At 70.2% G+C, this 17,308-nt stretch carries 15 protein-coding genes; 14 read left to right on the top strand and 1 reads right to left on the bottom strand.

The window, feature by feature from the left end:
• Positions 1–55: 55 nt before the first annotated feature.
• From VGV06_00430 to VGV06_00490, 13 genes are all read left to right on the top strand, one after another.
• Complete coding sequence (locus VGV06_00430) at positions 56–1,468, top strand: rhodanese-like domain-containing protein (protein HEV2053618.1); 1,413 nt, start codon at positions 56–58, stop codon at positions 1,466–1,468.
• A complete protein-coding gene (locus VGV06_00435) occupies positions 1,465–2,127 on the top strand; it encodes a corrinoid protein (GenBank protein HEV2053619.1) in 663 nt (220 codons plus the stop codon). The genes VGV06_00430 and VGV06_00435 overlap by 4 nt, the downstream gene beginning before the upstream one ends.
• On the top strand, positions 2,127–3,047 hold the full coding sequence (locus VGV06_00440; GenBank protein ID HEV2053620.1) for a homocysteine S-methyltransferase family protein: 921 nt from the start codon (positions 2,127–2,129) through the stop codon (positions 3,045–3,047). The genes VGV06_00435 and VGV06_00440 overlap by 1 nt, the downstream gene beginning before the upstream one ends.
• Complete coding sequence (locus tag VGV06_00445; protein HEV2053621.1) at positions 3,044–3,778, top strand: vitamin B12 dependent-methionine synthase activation domain-containing protein; 735 nt, start codon at positions 3,044–3,046, stop codon at positions 3,776–3,778. Before VGV06_00440 ends, VGV06_00445 begins: the two co-directional genes overlap by 4 nt.
• 37 nt (positions 3,779–3,815) lie before the next feature.
• Positions 3,816–4,337: a shikimate kinase gene (locus tag VGV06_00450; GenBank protein HEV2053622.1), complete on the top strand. Its 522-nt coding sequence runs from the start codon at positions 3,816–3,818 to the stop codon at positions 4,335–4,337.
• Positions 4,337–6,184, top strand: a complete 1,848-nt coding sequence (locus tag VGV06_00455; protein HEV2053623.1) for a bifunctional homocysteine S-methyltransferase/methylenetetrahydrofolate reductase — start codon at positions 4,337–4,339, stop codon at positions 6,182–6,184. Before VGV06_00450 ends, VGV06_00455 begins: the two co-directional genes overlap by 1 nt.
• Before the next feature lie 18 nt (positions 6,185–6,202).
• The gene (locus VGV06_00460; protein HEV2053624.1) at positions 6,203–7,549 is read left to right on the top strand and encodes an amidase; all 1,347 of its coding nucleotides are present in this window, start codon (positions 6,203–6,205) and stop codon (positions 7,547–7,549) included.
• Complete coding sequence (locus tag VGV06_00465) at positions 7,542–9,131, top strand: D-aminoacylase (GenBank protein ID HEV2053625.1); 1,590 nt, start codon at positions 7,542–7,544, stop codon at positions 9,129–9,131. Before VGV06_00460 ends, VGV06_00465 begins: the two co-directional genes overlap by 8 nt.
• A 12-nt stretch (positions 9,132–9,143) precedes the next feature.
• The gene (locus VGV06_00470; GenBank protein HEV2053626.1) at positions 9,144–12,233 is read left to right on the top strand and encodes a GAF domain-containing protein; all 3,090 of its coding nucleotides are present in this window, start codon (positions 9,144–9,146) and stop codon (positions 12,231–12,233) included.
• Positions 12,230–13,603, top strand: a complete 1,374-nt coding sequence (locus tag VGV06_00475; protein ID HEV2053627.1) for a sigma-54 dependent transcriptional regulator — start codon at positions 12,230–12,232, stop codon at positions 13,601–13,603. Before VGV06_00470 ends, VGV06_00475 begins: the two co-directional genes overlap by 4 nt.
• Before the next feature lie 185 nt (positions 13,604–13,788).
• A complete protein-coding gene (locus VGV06_00480; GenBank protein HEV2053628.1) occupies positions 13,789–14,199 on the top strand; it encodes a hypothetical protein in 411 nt (136 codons plus the stop codon).
• Positions 14,200–14,204: 5 nt separating this feature from the next.
• Positions 14,205–14,420, top strand: coding sequence for a hypothetical protein (locus VGV06_00485; protein ID HEV2053629.1), 216 nt, complete (start codon positions 14,205–14,207; stop codon positions 14,418–14,420).
• Positions 14,421–14,562: 142 nt separating this feature from the next.
• On the top strand, positions 14,563–14,952 hold the full coding sequence (locus VGV06_00490; protein HEV2053630.1) for an RNA-binding protein: 390 nt from the start codon (positions 14,563–14,565) through the stop codon (positions 14,950–14,952).
• A gap of 72 nt (positions 14,953–15,024) precedes the next feature.
• On the opposite strand, the gene VGV06_00495 is transcribed toward VGV06_00490, so the two are convergent.
• On the bottom strand, positions 15,025–16,869 hold the full coding sequence (locus VGV06_00495; GenBank protein HEV2053631.1) for a uroporphyrinogen decarboxylase family protein: 1,845 nt from the start codon (positions 16,867–16,869) through the stop codon (positions 15,025–15,027).
• Between the two features lie 88 nt (positions 16,870–16,957).
• Between VGV06_00495 and VGV06_00500 the strand changes: the two genes are divergently transcribed.
• Positions 16,958–17,248 carry a virulence factor gene (locus VGV06_00500; GenBank protein HEV2053632.1) on the top strand — a complete coding sequence of 97 codons (291 nt, stop codon included), beginning with the start codon at positions 16,958–16,960 and terminating at the stop codon, positions 17,246–17,248.
• Positions 17,249–17,308: the final 60 nt, after the last annotated feature.

Below are 17,308 nucleotides of genomic sequence, written 5' to 3' on the forward strand. Positions count from 1 at the left end.
CCCTTATCTTGGGCGGCCTTGCGAAACACGGAGCCCGTGTGGGAAGATGCGAGCGATGATCTTCCAGCAGATCGTCAACGAGGACGCCGGCTGCATCGCCTACCTGATCGGGTGCGGCCAGGCGGGGGAGGCCCTCGTTGTGGACCCCGGGCGGGACCGCGTGGACGACTACCTTGCTTGGGCGCGACGCAAGGACCTCAGCCTCACCCGCATCGTCGACACCCACATCCACGCCGACCACCTTTCGGGCAACCAGGCCCTGGCGGCGAAGACGGGCGCGCGCATCCACATCCATCCAGCAGCAGAGGCGGCTTTTCCTCATGCGCCGATCGTCCACGGGGACGAGATCAGGATCGGCACGGTGCGCGTCCAGGTTATCCACACGCCGGGACACACGCCTGACAGCGTCTGCCTCCTCGTGACCGACCTCTCGCGCGGCGAGGATCCGTGGTTCGTCTTGACGGGCGACACGCTCTTCGTGGGCGACGTGGGACGGCCCGACTTCGGGGGCGAGCGCGCGGCCGCCAACCTCTACGAGAGCCTCACGACCCGCGTGCTGACGCTGCCCGACAGCGTCGAGGTCTACCCGGCGCACGGCGCCGGATCTTCATGTGGCCGCGCCATGTCCTCCAAGCCCGGCTCCACCATCGGCTTCGAGCGGCGGTTCAACCCGGCGCTCCAGGCCCGGACGGCCGACGCCTTCGTGAGCGCGCTCATGACCGGGCTGCCGCCCAAGCCGCCCGGCTTCGACCGCATCATCGCCAAGAACCGCTCGCAGGCGCTGCCATCGTCGGGTGATCCCGAGCCGCTGTCTGTCACTCAGGCGCGCGAGGCCATGGCCAAGGGCGCGGTCGTCCTCGACGTGCGCAGCCCCGCGGAATATGGAGAGGGGCACATTCCCGGCGCCATCAACGTGTGGATCGAGAGCAACCCCTTCGCGGCCCGCGTGGCGATGATGACGCCGCCCGATAGCCGCTTCGTGCTCCTGGCGACGGGGCCCTCGGACCTCACCCGCGCGGTGCAGGGGCTGGGGCGCGCCGGCATGGACGACATCGCCGGGTATCTCCAGCGCGGGATGACGGACTGGAAGAGCGAGGGGTTGTCGGAGGAGCGGGTGCCGCAGATCACGGTGCACGATCTGGCGACCATGCGCGAAGAGCGGCCCGAGCTCGTCGTGGTGGACGTGCGTGAGCCCTTCGAGTGGGATGAAGGCCACATCGCAGGCGCGGTTAACGTGCCCATGGGCCAGGCCGTCGAGCGCATGGGCGAGCTTCCCGCCGACCGCCCTAAGGCGGTGCTCTGCGCGGGCGGCCTCCGCTCGAGCTCGGTGATCAGCGCGTTCCTGCGGGCCGGCATGACCGACTGGTACAATGTAGCCGGCGGCATGCGCGAGTGGGTCAAGGCGGGGTATCCCGCGGTCACGTCCGCCCGCGGTCACGACCGAGAAGGAAGCCAGAACGAGGCATGAACGACGACTTCGACTACCCCATCATGTCGAGGGCTGTGATCCTGGGCGACAAGGACACCGTCGCCCGGAAGACCCACGAAGGCCTCGCCCTCGAGATGGATCCCAAGGAGCTGATCTTTCGCGGCCTGATCCCCGGCATGGACGTCGTGGGAGAGAAGTTCAGGCGCAACGAGTACTACGTGCCCCAGGTGCTGCTCTCCGCGCGCGCCATGTACGCCGGGCTGGACCTCCTCAAGCCCCTCATCACCAAGGCGGGCGGCGACGGGCAGTCGCTCGGCGTGGTCGTCATCGGCACGGCGCAGGGCGACCTCCACGACATCGGCAAGAACCTCGTCGCCATGATGCTCGAGGGCGCGGGCTTCAAGGTGCACAACCTCGGACGTGACGTCTCGCCTGAGAAGTTTGTCGCGGCGGTCGAGGAGCACGGCGCGCAGATCGTGGGCATCTCGGCGCTCATGACCACGACCATGCCCGCCATGAAGCGCACCATCGACGCGCTGGAGAAGGCGGGCGTCCGCGCCCGCGTCAAGGTGATGATCGGCGGCGCCCCGGTGAGCCAGGCCTATGCCGACGAGATCGGCGCCGACGGCTACGCGCGGGACTCGACCATCGCGGTGGTGCGCGCCAAGGAGCTCCTCGGCGTGGCGGCGGCGACCTGATGGCGCGCCCGCGCGGCTGGGAGATCGTCGAGCGTGCGAAGGCGGGGGAGCGCCTGGTCTTCGACGGCGGCTACGGCACGGCGCTCTTCGCGGCGGGGCTCCTCAACGGCGCCTGCCCCGAGCTCTGGAACGACACCCACCCGGAGGTCGTCCGCGGCATCCACAAGGGTTACTTCGACGCGGGCTCGGACTTCGTCGAGACCAACACCTTCGGCGGCACCCGGCTCAAGCTCAACGAATACCAGATCGGTGACCGGACCCGCGAACTGAACGATAAGGGCGCGCGGCTGGCGCGCTCGGTCTGCCCGCCCGGCGGCTACGTGGCGGGCTCGATCGGCCCGACGAGCCGCCTGCCGGTCGAGTACGAGCCCCTCGGTGACACCAGCGACGAGGAGTACGTCGCTACCTTTAAAGAGCAGGCCCTGGCGCTGGCCGAAGGCGGGGTGGACATCTTCGCCGTCGAGACCATGATGTTTCCCCAGGAGGCCACCGCCGCGATCAAGGCGTGCAAGGCGGTCACCGACCTGCCGGTCATGGCGACCATGTTCTTCCAATACGAGGAAATGCACGACCGGGATCGGACCATGTGGGGCGAGAGCCCGGCCGACGTGGCGAAGGGCCTGCTCGGCGCGGGCGCCGACATCGTCGGCATGAACTGCGGCCGCGGCCCCGACCGCGCGATCGTGATCATCCGCGAGATGCGGGCGGTGACCGACGCGCCGCTCATCGCGTACCCCAACGCCGGGCTGCCCATCACCAAGGGCGACACCACGACCTACGAGCTTGGGCCCGAGGCCATGGCCAAGGACTACCCGGCGCTGCTGGACGCCGGCTGCAACATCGTCGGCGCGTGCTGCGGTTCGGATCCGGGCCACATCCGCCTCATCGCCGAGGTCGCGCGCTCCCGCCGCAGCACGTGAGCGCGGCGCTCGACGTCCGCTCGCCGCTCCCCGCCGTCTTCCAGGATGTCCCGCTGCGCGTGGACCGCGACGAGGTCTTGCGCTTCCAGGGCTACAAGAAGGGCATCGATATCCCGGATGCCGCCGTGCTCTTGCTCTTCGACGAGGCGTTGGCGCTCGGCGAGTCGCTGATCGAGCCTCGCGTCGTCTACCGCGGCAGCCGCGTGACGGGGCAGGGGCCCGACCTGATCGAAGCCGGCGGCGAGCGGCTCAAGATCCCCGAGATCGGCAGGCTCTGGGGCTCGCTCGAGGCGATCGGGGCGGGCATCTGCACCGTGGGGTCTGCCATCGAGGAGCGAGTGCGCGAGCTGTGGGATAGGCGAGAGCTGCCGCTGGCGGTCATGCTCGACAGCGTCGGCTCGGCGGCGGTCGAGAGCCTTGCGGAGTACGCCAACGACCTCCTGTGCCAGGCGGCCATTCCCGCAGGGCTCAAGGTGACCAACCGGGTCAGCCCCGGCTATGCCGGGTGGGATACCGCCGAACAGGCGACCCTCTTCCGCATCTGCCACGGCGGGCCCATCGGCGTGACGCTCAATGACTCCTGCGTGATGAGCCCTGGCAAGAGCATCTCCTTCCTGGTCGGCGTCGGGCCCGAGGCGCGGGTGGACCACTACTTCACCCAGTGCCGCCGCTGCTGGATGCCCGACTGCGCCTATCGCCGCGCCCCCGCCGCCACCACGGTGCGCCGGTAGGGTTCCGCCGTGTCCTGGTGATACGATGGCCGGTGAGATGGCGGACAACGTGATCCTCGTGGGCTTCATGGGGGCGGGCAAGTCTTCGGTCGGGCGCATCCTGGCCACGCGGCTCGGGCGCTGCTTCGTCGAGACGGACGAGATGATCACCGCCACAGAGGGCCGGCCCATCCCGGAGATCTTCGCCGAGAAGGGAGAGGTGCACTTCCGCGCGCTCGAGGACGAGGCGGTGCGACTCCTCGCCCTCAAGCGGGGCGACGTGATCGCCACGGGTGGCGGGCTGCCCTGCGGCCAGGGTCGCGCCGAAGCGCTTCGCGCCATCGGCACCGTGGTGTGGCTCTCGGGTGACTTCGAATCGCTCTACGAGCGCGCCCTCCGGGGCGGCGACCGCCCGATGCTCAGTGACAAGACGCGCGAGCAGGCCGAGGCGCTCTACGCGGCGCGCATTCCCTTCTACGCCAAGGCAGACCTCACGATGGACACGACGGGGCTCACCCCCGACCAGGTCGCGGCGCGAGTGGCCGCGGCGCTGGCAGAGCGTGAGAGGCAGGCCGTCTGATGCCCGCGCCCTTCCTCGAGCGACTTCGCGAGCGGCCCCTCCTTGGCGACGGCGCCATGGGCACCATGCTCTACGCCCGCGGCGTGCCGCTCGACGCCTGCTTCGACGTGCTCAACGTCAACGAGCCCAAGATCGTCCAGGGCATCCACGCCGAGTACATCCAGGCCGGCTCCGACTGGATCGAGACGAACACGTTCGGCGCCAACCGCTTCAAGCTGAGTATCCATGGTCTCGCCGCGCGCGTGCGGGACATCAACCTCAGCGGCGCCAAGCTGGCGCGCGACGTGCGCGAGACGATGGGGCGAGACGTCTTCGTGCTGGGTTCGATCGGCCCGCTCGGCAAGTACCTGGCCCCGCTCGGGTCGGTCACGCAAGAGGAGGCGCGCGCGACATTCCTCGAACAGGCCGAGGGGCTGCTCGAGGGCGGGGTGGACGCCTTCGTCGCCGAGACCTTCTCGGATCTCGTCGAGCTGCGGCTGGCCGTCGAGGCGATCCGCACCATCACCGATCTGCCGGTCATCGCCTCGGTCGCCTTCACCCAGGACCACGTCACCTTCCTCGGCCACACGCCGGTCGAGGTCGCGAGGACGCTCCGCGCGCTGCCCATCCAGGGGCTCGGCGCCAACTGCTCCGTCGGCTCGAGCACGCTCTACGAAGTGCTGGAGCAGATGCTGCCCGAGGCCGCAGGTCTGCCGGTGATCATCCAGCCGAACGCCGGGCTGCCGAGCCGCGTGGGCGAGCGCCTGATTTACATCTCGTCGCCCGCATACATGGCCGAATACGCGGCGCGGATGATCGGGGCGGGCGCCCGCCTCGTGGGCGGCTGCTGCGGCACGACGGCCGACCACATCCGCGCCATGCGCGAGGTGGTGGACCGTCACGTGCCGCGCTCCGGCGCCGGGAAGGCGGCCGAGCCGCGGCGCGCGCGCGTCGAGGCGAGCCCGGCGCCGACACTGCCGACGACCGCCGCTCCGACGCTGCTTCAACGCAAAGTCGACGCGGGGGCGTTTCTCGTGACGGTCGAGCTGGACCCGCCGCGCGGACACAACATCGAGAAGCTCGTCCAGGGCGCCAAGCTCCTCAAGGAGCGGGGCGTCGAGATCGTGGACATCAACGACGGCTCGCTCGGGCGGGTGCGCATGTCGGTGCTGCCCACGGCCATCCTGGTCCGCGAGGCGACGGGGCTCGACGTCAACATGCACTTCACCTGCCGCGACCGGAACCTGATGGGCATCCAGGCCGACGTGCTCGGAGCCCACGCGCTGGATATCCGGAACATCCTCGCGATGACGGGCGACCCGCCCCGCACGGGCGACTACGTCGATGCCACCGCCGTGTTCGACGTGGACGCCATCGGGCTCATCCGCATTTTGCAGGGTATGAACGAAGGGCGCGACGCCACGGGCAACTCCGTCGGCGAGCCCACGGCCTTCTGCGTGGGCGCGGCGCTCGACCCCGCGGCGGCCGATCCCGGGCGCGAGATGGAGCGGCTCCTCGCCAAGGCGGAGGCGGGCGCGCGCTGGTGCCAGACCCAGCCGGTCTACGACCTCGAGGTGCTGGAGCGCTTCTTCGCGCGCACCCGCTCACCGATCCCGGTTGTGGTCGGCGTGCTGCCGCTGCACTCGTCCCGCCATGCCGAGTTCCTCCACAACGAGGTGCCCGGCATCACCGTCCCCGACGCCGTGCGCGCGCGCATGAAGGACGCGGGCGACCGCGGTCTGCGCGCGGGGATCGAGACGGCCCAGGCGCTGGTCCGACAGATCCGCGGCCACTATGCCGGCGTGTACCTCATGCCCTCGTTCGGCCGCTTCGAGGTTGTCGCGGAAGTGCTCGACGCGCTCCAGTAGTCTTCCCGGGGGACTCCGATGGCCGATCTCCACGACGTCACCGCAGCCGAGGCCGCGCGCCGCATCCGTGCCGGCGCGCTGTCGCCCTCCAACCTGCTCGCGTCCTGCCTCAAGCGCATCGACGCGGTCGAGCCCGTCCTCAAGGCCTGGGTGCACCTCGACCGCGATGCCGCCTCCCGCGTCGCGGTCCAGCGGGACATCGAGGCGCGCGAGGGACGCTTCATGGGGCCGCTCCACGGCGTGCCCGTCGCGCTCAAGGACATCTACGACGCCGCCGGGCTCGTGACGACGTCAGGAGTAGGCGTCTGGGGGCACCGCCGTCCGACCGTGGACGCGGTGTCCGTCGCGCGACTGCGGGCCGCGGGAGCCGTCATCCTGGGCAAGGTCACGACGACGCCGTTCGCGCTCCGCGACCCGACGGCGACATGCAACCCGTGGAATCCCGACCATACGCCGGGCGGATCGTCGAGCGGCTCGGGCGCGGCGGTCGGCTCGCGCATGGTGCCGCTGGCGCTCGGCACGCAGACCGTCGGCTCAGTGCTGCGCCCGGCCGCCTACTGCGGCGCGGTCGGCTTCAAGCCGACTCACGGGCGCATCAGCGCGGTCGGCGTGACGCCGCTGGCGTGGAGCCTGGACCACGTGGGCGTGCTCTGCCGCTCCGTCGAGGACGCGGCGCTGGCGCTCACGGTCATGGCCGGTCACGATCCAGCGGACCCTCTCTCGGCGGCGATGCCCGTGGAGGATTACCTCGCCGCGCTGGCGGTACCGGCGGCCCCACGGATTGGGGTGCTGCGGCCGCTGATCGGGCGCGCCGAGCCCGCCAACGCGGCGCACATCGACGCGATTCTCGAGACGCTTCGCGCGGCAGGCGCGCAGGTCGAGGAGGCCCCGCTCGCGGCTTCGTTCGAGGGTCTTCATGCGGCGGGAGACACCGTTTCGCGCGCCGAGGCGGCCGCCTTCCACCGCGACCTCTACGCGCGGCATTCGGCCGAGTACCCGAAGCACATCGGCGAGGCCGTCAAGGCCGGCCACGGCATCGCCGCCGTGGACTACATCGCCGCCCAGGCCCACCGGCGTGCGTTCACCAAAGACATGGGCGCGGTCGCGGCGCGCTACGACGCGCTCGTCTCGCCGACGGCGGCCGGCCCCGCGCCGAAGGGGCTCGAGTCCACTGGCGATCCGTACTACTGCGCGCCTTGGAGCTTCGCCGGCATGCCGTCGATCTCGCTGCCCACCGGGCTCGCGCTCGACGGGCTGCCGTTCGCCGTCCAGCTGAGCGGCGCGCCGTGGTGCGAGGCGCGGCTGCTGGCCGCGGCGACTTGGTGCGAGCGGGTCATCGGCTTCAAAGAGACGCCGCGTGCTTGACCTCAAGATCGTGGGCGGGCAGGTGCTGGACGGCACGGGCGCGCCCGCAGTGCGGGCCGATGTCGGTGTCACGGGAGACAGCATCACGGCGGTCGGCGATCTCTCGCGCGAGCCCGCGGGAGAGACCGTCGAGGCAGCGGGGCTGACAGTCGCGCCGGGCTTCATCGACATGCACTCGCACTCGGACTGGCGCCTCTTCGAGAACCGCCGCGCCGAGTCCAAGATCCGCCAGGGCGTCACGACGGAGGTCGTCGGCAACTGCGGCTTCTCTCCCGCGCCGGTCAGCGACGAGTTTCGAGAGGACATGAAGGGCTTCGCCCCCTACCTCGGCCACGGCATGGACTTCTCATGGCGCTCGGTCAAGGACTTCCTCCGCCGCTACGAGGACGACGGGCTCGCCCTCAACGTGGCGCAGCTCATCGGGCATGGCACGCTGAGGCTCGCGGTGATGGGCTTCGCCCGGCGGCCGCCGTCGGCGAAAGAGCTCGCCCGGATGCGGAGCCTCATGGAGTCGGCCATGGCCGACGGCGCCTGCGGCCTGTCGACGGGGCTGATCTACGCCCCCGGCTCCTATTCGGAGACGCGGGAGATCGTCGAGATCGCGCGCGCCGCCGCGCGCGGGGGCTTCTACGCGAGCCACATCCGCGACGAAGGGGCGAAGCTCCTCGACTCGGTCGCCGAGGCCATCCGCGTCGGTGAAGAGGGCGGTCTGCCGGTCCAGGTGAGCCACATCAAGGCGGCGGGCCGGCCCCACTGGGGCAGGGTGAAGGACGCCCTCAGCCTGATCGACGCCGCGCGCGCGAGAGGGCTCGACATCATGGCCGATGTCTACCCGTACACGGCTTCGAGCACGACGATCCGGACTCTCCTGCCGGACTCTGCCCTCGAGGGTGGCATCGAGGCGATGCTGGGCCGTCTCCGCGACCCGGCGGCGCGCGCGCGGATCCGCGACGAGATGGCGCACGGGGCCGTCCTGGCGCGCGGCGTCGGCTGGGGCGACATCATGATCGCGTATGCGCCCTCGCGCCCCGAGGCGCAGGGGCTGAGGCTCGACGAGATCGGCAGGCGCTGGGGCAGGGACCCGGTCGATTGCGCCTTCGAGGTCATCGAGGCCGAGAAGGGGAAGGGCTTCGTCATCCTCTTCCAGCTCGACGAGGCGGACCTCCGGAAGGCGCTCGTCCACCCCCACGTGATGATCGGCTCCGACGGCTCGTCCCTCGTGGCGACGGGGCAGCTCTCCGTGGGCAAGCCTCATCCGCGCAGCTATGGGACGTTTCCGCGCGTGCTCGGCCGCTACGTCCGCGACGAGGGCGTCCTGACCCTGCCCGCCGCCATCCACAAGATGACAGGGATGCCCGCGGCGCGGCTCGGTTTGAAGGATCGCGGCGCCATCCGCGCCGGCGCCAAGGCCGACGTCGTCGCCTTCTCGCCAGGGCGCGTCGCCGATCTCGCGACGTATGAGGACCCGCACCGCTACGCCGCCGGGATCGAGCACGTGATCGTCAACGGCCGCGCCGTCGTGCGAGGCGGCGAGCATACCGGGAATCTTCCCGGGCGCGTGCTCAGGCCCGCGGCGGCGTAGGGTCGGGTCGCGATGAAAATTGGCCGCCTCTTCCCCGATCTCCTGGCTACCCTCGGCCGCGCCTCCTCGCCGGAGATCGGCGTCGCCCGCGGGATCAAGCGCCTCGTCAGGCTGACCGGCGCCTCCGCCGGCCGCCTGACCTTCTCCAGCGGCCCGGGCCCATCGTTAGACCTCCTCGCCGGCGCGCGTCCGGACTCGGCGCTGGCGACGTGGCTCGGCGGGCAGGACGCCACGCCGCCCCGGAGGATGCGGGTCGAGACGTTGCGCGAGCCGCCGCCGGGGTGGAAGGGGCCGGGCCGGCCGCTCCTGCTGCGGGCGCCGCTCGGCCCGCCGGCGCATCCTCTGGGCACGCTCCTGCTCCTGGGGCGCCGGTTTCGCGGCGGCGCGCTGCCGTCCTCTTTTCCGCTCGAGTTCGGGCTGGCGCTCGAGCAAGTCTGGCGGCTGCACTGGCGCACACTCAGACTGACCGTGATCAACGAGGTGACCCAGCTGACCGCCGGCGCGCACGCGCTCGAGCAGGTCTACGAAGCCGTGGCGCGGGCGCTCGGCCGGCTGGTCCGCTTCGACCTGCTCTCGGTCACATTGCTCGACACCGAGCGCGAAGAGTTCCAGCTGGTGACCGTGTCCCCCCGGGCCGGGGTTCCGGAGACCAGGACAGAGCGGATCCCGCTCGAGGGCACGCTCGCCCAGTGGGTCCTCGAGCAGCGGGCGCCGCGCCGCGTGGACGACCTCGACGATCCTGCCGTTCCCCCGGCCAGCCGCGAGCTGTTGTCGCGCCGCGGGCTCCGCTCGGCCATGCTGGCGCCGCTCGTCTCCCAGGGCGTGGTCATCGGCACGCTCAACGTCGCCCACCGCGCGGCCCGCGCGTTCACGGACGCCGACCTCGAGGCGCTGGGCGAGGTGGCGCGGCCGCTCGCCTCCGCCATCGAGCACGCGCGTCTGCACGCGGAGACCGCGGAGCGCGCCGAGGCGCTGGCCGCGCTCAACCGGACCAGCCAGCTCATCACCTCGCGGCTCGACTTGAGCGCGCTCCTCGAGACCGTCAGCCGCTCCGTGGCGGACCTCATCGGCAGCACCGGCTGCGGCATCGGCCTCCTCAATGCGGAGCGCACCGCCGTGGTGCACGTGGCCGCCCACGGCTTCAGGACGCCCGAGTGGAGCCGGCTCTCCATGCCCCTGGGCGAGGGGATCATCGGGCGCGCCGCGATGTCGGGAGCGGCACTGCGCGTGGACGACGTCCGCACCGACCCGCGCTCGGCGCAGCGCGATGTCGACGAGAAGGAAGGCATCCGCTCCATGCTCTCCGTGCCAATGCGGGTGGGCGGCGAGCTGATCGGCGTCATCTCGGCCTTCTCGACGGGGATCGGCTTCTTCCGCCGGAGGCACCAGGCGCTCCTGGAGGGCTTCGCCGACCAGGCGGGCATCGCCATCCAGAACGCGCGCCTCTTCGAGGAAAGCCAGCGCCGCGGCCGCGAGCGCCAGGCGCTCCTCGAAGCGGGGCACGCCGTCAACCAGAGCCTGGACGTCGGCGAGACCATCCGCCTCATCCTCCAGCAGGCGCGCGAGGTGCTCGGCGTCCAGTCCTGCGGCCTCTTCACGCTCGACCCGGCCACGGGCGAGCTCGCATCGGCGGCGAGCCTCGATCTCGACCCTGAGATCGTGGGCCGGATCCGGCTCCGAGTGGGCGAGGGCATCACGGGCATGGCCGTGAAGGAGCGCCGGCCGCAGCAGAGCGCCGATCTGCAGCACGATCCGCGCGTCCGCTACCCGCAGGTGGCGGAGGCAAGCCCGCTGCGCTCCATGCTGGCCGCTCCGCTCGTGGTAGGCAACGAGGCGATCGGCGCGCTGACCGTGCTCCGCACCGACGTGCACCATTTCACGCCGGAGGAGGAGTCGCTCGTGGCTGCCTTCGCGGACCAGGCGGCCATGGCGCTCGAGCATGCGCGGCTCTTCAGCTCGGTCCGCACGTATTCCGAGCAGCTCGAGGAGATGGTCGCGAACCGCACCCGGGAGCTGGACGAGCAGAAGCGCTTCGTCGAAGTGGTGCTGGAGACGCTTCCGCTCGGCCTCTACGTGCTCGATGCGGAGCTCAGGATCGTGCGCGCCAACCCGGAGGGCGCCGCCGCATTCGCCGGTCCCTCGGGCGTGGGCTCCTCGTTCGTGGACCTCCTGCCGGCCGCTCAGGCCTCGACCGTCGGCGACTTTCTCGGCGCCGCCCTGGCGGCCCGGGAGGTCAGGCATCTCGAGGGGGAGGTGCCGGGCGGGGCGCAGCCGCGGACGCTCAGGCTGACGGCGGCGCCGCTGCCCGCGGCGGCCGGAGGCGCCGGGCGCCTGATCGTGCTCGTCGAGGACCTCACGCTCCAGAAGCGCCTCGAGCAGCAGATGCTGCTGACCGAGCGCCTGACGACCGCCGGGCGGCTCGCGGCCGGCGTGGCTCACGAGCTCAACAATCCGCTGGCGACCATCGCGGGCTGCGCCGAGGCCCTGAAGGAGCGCGCACGGGATCCGCGGCTCGCCGAGCAGGATTGCTTCAAGGACTTCCCATCCTATCTCTCGCTCATCGAGGAGGAGGCCTTCCGCTGCAAGGAGATCACGGGCAGCCTGCTCCAGTTCGTGCGCGAGCCGGGCGGGCGGCGCGAGGCGGTCGACCTCAACACCCTCGTGGACAAGGTCCTCGAGCTCCTCGGCCACCAGTCGCGCTTCGTTGGAGCGGAGGTCAGGCGAGACTTCGACCCGGCGCTGCCGGCGGTGGTCGTCAACGAGGGGCAGCTCCGTCAGGTCTTCCTCGGGCTCGCCGGCAATGCTCTCGAGGCCATGGAGGGGCGCGGCGTGCTGACGGTGACGACGGGCCGGCGCGGCACCGGCGAGGTCGAGATCGTGTTCGCCGACCAGGGACCGGGTATATCCGCCGACGCGCTGCCGCGCGTGTTCGACCCCTTCTTCACCACGAAGCCGCCCGGGCAGGGGACCGGGCTCGGGCTCGCGATTGCCCAGGGCATCGTCGCCGACCACGGCGGGCGCATCGAGGCGGAGTCTCGCGTCGGCCGGGGCACGACCTTTCGGGTGATCTTGCCCACGGGCGCCTCAGAGACCGCGTCGTGAGCGCGCCCATTCGCGTGCTGGTAGCCGACGACGAGAAGAACCTGCGCGACCTGATCGTGCGCGAGCTCGAGCGCAAGGGACACGAGGCTGCGGGCGTGCCCGACGGCAGGGCGGCCCTCGAGCGGCTGCGGGAGGACATGCCCGACGTGCTGCTGCTGGACATGCGGATGCCGAGGATAGAGGGGATCGAGGTGCTGCGTGCGCTCGGAGAGATGTCCGAGGCGCCGCAAGTCATCGTCATGACGGGCTTCCAGGACGTCGCCAACGCCGTCGAGGCGATGAAGCTCGGCGCCTACGACTACCTGACCAAGCCCGCGCGGATCGAGGAGCTCGACGTCCTGATCCGCAAGGCCGCCGAGAAGGGCCGCCTCATACGACAGAACACCGTGCTGCGGGCCCAGCTCGACCCCGAGGGTGTCGCCACGTCGGTCGGCATCGTGACGGCGAGCCCCGCCATGCAGGAGGTGCTGCGCCTCGTGGACCGGGTCGCGCCGACGGACTCTTCCGTTCTGGTCCTGGGCGAGAGCGGCACCGGCAAGGAGCTGATCGCGCGCGCCATCCACGAGCGGTCGCCGCGGGCGACGCAGGCTTTCGTGCCGATCCATTGCGGCGCGTTGCCGCGCGAGGTGCTGGAGAGCGAGCTATTCGGCCACGAGAAGGGCGCGTTCACGGGCGCGGTCAGCTTCAAGCCGGGGCTCATCGAGCTGGCGGACGGCGGGACGCTCTTTCTCGACGAGATCGGCGAGATGGAGCCCGACAGCCAGGTCAAGCTCCTGCGGGTCCTCGAGTCGCACGCCTTCTTTCGCGTGGGCGGGACGCGGCGGCGCAGCGTGGACATGCGGCTCGTCGCAGCGACCAACCGCGATCTCGCGGAGGCGATCCGCGCCAACGAGTTCCGCCAGGACCTCTACTACCGGATCAACACGATCGCCCTGACCCTGCCGCCGCTGCGCGAGCGGCCCGAGGACGTGGGGCTCCTGGCCGAGCACTTTCTCGAGCAGAACGCGGCCTACGGGCGCAAGCGCCTCTCCCCGGCGGCCTTGCGCTGCATGGAGGCGTACGGCTGGCCGGGCAACGTGCGCGAGCTCCAGCACGCGATCCAGCGCGCCGTCATTCTCGGGAAGGGCGACGAGATCGAGCCTGAGGACCTGCCCGCAGAGCTGCGTATGGGCCACGGCAGTACAACCGGTAGACCGGCGGAAGGCGGCAGCCTCGAGGAAATGGAACGCCAGCACATCAACGCCACGCTCCGCCAGGTCGGCGGGCACCGTGCCAAGGCCGCGGCGCTCCTCGGTATCGATCCCAAGACCCTCTACCGCAAGCTCCTCACCTACGGGATCTCCCCGGATCAGCTGAAGCCGCAGGGCTGAAGCCGTTCGGGCAGGGGACGATTCTCGTCGGGCACCGCGCCCGATCCCGTCACGCGTCTCGTCACGTCCGTGAGGGCCGGCACACGCTAAGGTCCTGCGCTCACACGCATTTGTGCGCCTTCCCCCACGTGGCATCGGCTTTGCCTTCATTCCAGTGGTCTTAACATTAACGGGAAAGGAATGCCATGACACGTGTGCTGATGATCGATGAGAACCGGACGCTGACCGAATGGGTCGGCATGCGATGCTTCGAGCAAGGCATCGCGGTCCGGATGGCCGATACCTTCTGCGAGGGAGTGCGTCACCTGCTCGAGACTCCCGTGTCGCTGATCATCCTGTCCTCTGCCCTGGTGCATCTGCCGGGGGCGGAGCTCGCGCGGCTCTTCGACACCGTAGCTCCCAGCGTGCCGGTGGTAGTGCGGGTCGAGGCCGGCCAGGGGATAGACGAGCAGGTCCGCTTCGAGCTTCACGGCTTTCGCGCGGTGCGCGAGCCCTTCGATGTGCTCGACCTCGTCGCGAAGGCCGAGCGGCCCGCCCGTGTGGTGGCGCCGCGCCCCGCGGCGGCGGCCGCCGCCGTCGAGGCCGTGTGCGGGTAGACGCGATGGAATCCTTCGGCAGGAAGTTCCTCGCCTGGGTCCTCGGGTTGGGCGTGGCCCTCTGTCTGCTCGGCCTCCTGGTCGCGACGGGGGAGTCCATCCGCCACGCGGAGATCGCGTCCCCGCCTCCGGAAGCTGCGGAGCCGGAGCCGCCGATCACGCCCGCGCCTGCCGACAACACCTACCGTGATCCGGCCCTCGCGGCCTGGATGACGCCGTAAACGGGCGGCTGTAGCGGCGGGGCGGCCCCGTATGGTGTAAACTCCGTGTATAGCGCCGCGGCCGGCGCCCTCGCCTCCGATATTGGCTCTTCCGAGTATTGGGGCGTGCATCAAGGCGGAAGAGCGACTGAAGGAGATCCAGATGGCTTCGAAACTGTACGTAGGGGGGCTCTCGTATTCCACGACGAGCGAGACGCTGCGTGAGTACTTCGCCCAGTGCGGCACCGTGGAATCCGCCGCGGTCATCACCGACAAGTTCTCCGGCCAGTCGCGCGGTTTCGGCTTCGTCGAGATGACCACGGCTGAGGAGGCCCAGCGCGCCATCTCGGAGCTCAACGGCAAGGACCTCGACGGCCGCAAGCTGACCGTCAATCTCTCGACCCCGAAGGCGCCCGGCTCCGGCGGCGGCGGCCCGCGGGGCGGCGGCCGGCCGGGTGGACGCCCGGGCGGCGGCGGTCGTGGCGGTGGGTTCGGGGGCGGCGATCGGGGCGCGTACGGCGTCCCGCCCTCCAAGAAGCCCTTCAAGTGGTAGCTGGATCTCGAGCTTAAGCGCCAAGGGCGCGAGGGCTGTTGCCCCCGCGCCCTTCGTGTGTCTGGCGCCTGGCTACCCCAGGACCCGCTCGTAGCGGCCGTAGTCGTGCGCCGCGTCCATGAACCACTTCACGATCTCCGGGTTCGAGCGCGGCGGGATCTCGCACGAGGTCGACAGGATGAACGCAGAGTGCTTGGCCGCCGTGTCGATGCAGCGGCGCACGTCCGCTTCCATCTCAGCCTTCGTCGTCTTCTCGAACTTGGTCGCGTCCACGTTGCCGATGGCGACGGCGCGGCCCTTGGCGACCTCCATAAAGCGCTGCAGCTGGTCCACGTACAGCTTCGGGTCGCCCTGCTGGTCGAGGTCGAACGAGACCGTGGTGAAGCCGCAGCCGATGATGTCTTCGTAGATCGGGTAGGTCGTCCCGCAGATGTGCGTCGTGAGCCCGACCTTCTTGGCCTTGAAGTGGTCCACGAGGTCCTTGTGGTACGGGGCGATGAACTCGCGATAGTTGTCGGGGGAGACCAGGCTGATGGACGCTGTGGGCTCCGAGAAGCTGAGTCCGATCTTGGTCTTGACGATGGCGTCGCCCCAGGTCTTGCAGAAATCGGTCGTGACGCGCATCAGGTCGTGGATGAATTGCGGGTCCTCGAAGGTGTCGAGCAGCATCATCTCCGGGTTGCGCAGCAGCATGGCAACGGTCCACGGGCCGACCGCGACGGCGCCCATGGCGGCGGGGGGCGCGGCCTTGACGAGCGCCTCGCACTGCTCGAGGAAGCCAGGCAGTCTCGCCGCGCTGTACGGGTCCGGCATTTTCAGCTTCGCCAAGTTGGCCTTGTCCTCGAGCACGTGCCCTTCGATCGACGGCACGACGTAGTCGGAGTACTTGACCTTGCAGCCGAAGGCCTCGGCTTCCTTGGCGAGGTCGTTGTACGCCAGCACCACGTCCGGCTCGTAGCGCTCGAAGTAGTTCATCATGGCCGTGATGGCCTTGGTCGGGTTCGTGCAGTACTCCTCGATGGACTGCCCGTCGAGGGTGCCGGCGAACGAGGCGACGATCGGGTAGACCGGGACGCGGTCGGCGAAGGAGCGCTTGTAGGCGGCCACGACGCGGTCGCGCGGGGTCAGCGCCACCTTGCCCTTCTCGGCGTCCCACAACCGGTTGACCTCCATGTAGCGCGGCGGCAGCTTGGCCTCGTACTCCATGAACTGCGTAATCGGGTAGCGGATGCCGCCGTTGTGCGTGCCGCGCAGGCCCTCCACGATCTCTTCCATCTTCGCCCACGGGATGGTGAACGCCATCTCGTGGTCCTGGGTCTGGCCGAAAATCCGGTCGCCCGAGCAGGGCAGGATGACCTGGGCCTCGCCCGTCTGCATCGTCGTCACGATGATGTCGGCGCACACCGCGCGCCCCTCGAACGAGGAGTGCAGGCGCCCGCCGCGCTTCCACAACGCCGCCTGGGTCAACCGCATCACCTGAGCGGGGGTTGCGTAAATACACACCAGATGCGGCTCGAACGTCGCGCGGTCGAGCGGCGCGACGAGCAGCGTCTCGTACTCTCCCGGGGCGAACTTGTCGATGGCGGCCTCCGAGCGCTGGCCGGCCTCCTTGGTCTCGGTGTACATGCCTTCGCAGAGCGTGCCGACGTTGTAGATGGGCAGGGGCTTGTCGAAGCCGATGGCGGTGATGCCGAGCGAGCAGATGTGGTCCTCGCGGGTGAGCGCGATCATCCAGCCGTAGCGCCGCGACATATCGATGACCTGACAGGACATGCTGAGCTTCTTGAAGTCGCGTGCGGGGCGCTTCGCCCGCTCGGGGATGGGCTCGCCGGGCTTGAGCATCCGGATCGCCACGGGGAAGGTCTGCGGGCGGATATAGGTCTGCAGCTCCTTGTCCGCCGTCTTCGTATCGATCATGTGTGGGCCTCCCGCTCAGAGGGTAGGGTTGGGGTCTACCTTTGTCAAGCAATCGCGCGTCTTTTCGATAGAATGTGCCGCACCAACCATGGCCCGCTACCGCATCGTCCGCTGGAAGGAGATCCCGTCGCTGGTCGAAGCCGCCGACGCCGACCGGACGGCTCGTCACCAGCTCTCGCAGAAGTTCCAGGACCTGATCGACGCTCTCGCCATGCGGGAAAACGCGACGGAGGGCGACGCCTACCTCGAGGGCTGGGGCCAGGGCGACTGGGTCGAACGGCAGGGCTCGCCCGACGAAGTCGCGCAGGCCGTCGCCGCGGAGCTCGAGGACGGCTTCCAGGCCCTCCTCATGAAGCGCTTCCTCCCCAGCCCCGGCTGACAGGCGGCGGCCCGGGAGACTCATTGCGTCCCCCTCGGGCGCCGCCTATAATCCCGCCAG

Source organism: Candidatus Methylomirabilota bacterium (genome assembly GCA_035936835.1).
Classification (GTDB): domain Bacteria; phylum Methylomirabilota; class Methylomirabilia; order Rokubacteriales; family CSP1-6; genus AR37.

Coding starts and splice junctions, on each gene's coding strand:
- VGV06_00430 (HEV2053618.1), top strand. CDS start 56: ATGATCTTCCAGCAGATCGTCAACGAGGACGCCGGCTGCATCGCCTAC.
- VGV06_00435 (HEV2053619.1), top strand. CDS start 1,465: ATGAACGACGACTTCGACTACCCCATCATGTCGAGGGCTGTGATCCTG.
- VGV06_00440 (HEV2053620.1), top strand. CDS start 2,127: ATGGCGCGCCCGCGCGGCTGGGAGATCGTCGAGCGTGCGAAGGCGGGG.
- VGV06_00450 (HEV2053622.1), top strand. CDS start 3,816: ATGGCGGACAACGTGATCCTCGTGGGCTTCATGGGGGCGGGCAAGTCT.
- VGV06_00455 (HEV2053623.1), top strand. CDS start 4,337: ATGCCCGCGCCCTTCCTCGAGCGACTTCGCGAGCGGCCCCTCCTTGGC.
- VGV06_00460 (HEV2053624.1), top strand. CDS start 6,203: ATGGCCGATCTCCACGACGTCACCGCAGCCGAGGCCGCGCGCCGCATC.
- VGV06_00470 (HEV2053626.1), top strand. CDS start 9,144: ATGAAAATTGGCCGCCTCTTCCCCGATCTCCTGGCTACCCTCGGCCGC.
- VGV06_00480 (HEV2053628.1), top strand. CDS start 13,789: ATGACACGTGTGCTGATGATCGATGAGAACCGGACGCTGACCGAATGG.
- VGV06_00485 (HEV2053629.1), top strand. CDS start 14,205: ATGGAATCCTTCGGCAGGAAGTTCCTCGCCTGGGTCCTCGGGTTGGGC.
- VGV06_00490 (HEV2053630.1), top strand. CDS start 14,563: ATGGCTTCGAAACTGTACGTAGGGGGGCTCTCGTATTCCACGACGAGC.
- VGV06_00495 (HEV2053631.1), bottom strand. CDS start 16,869: ATGATCGATACGAAGACGGCGGACAAGGAGCTGCAGACCTATATCCGC.
- VGV06_00500 (HEV2053632.1), top strand. CDS start 16,958: ATGGCCCGCTACCGCATCGTCCGCTGGAAGGAGATCCCGTCGCTGGTC.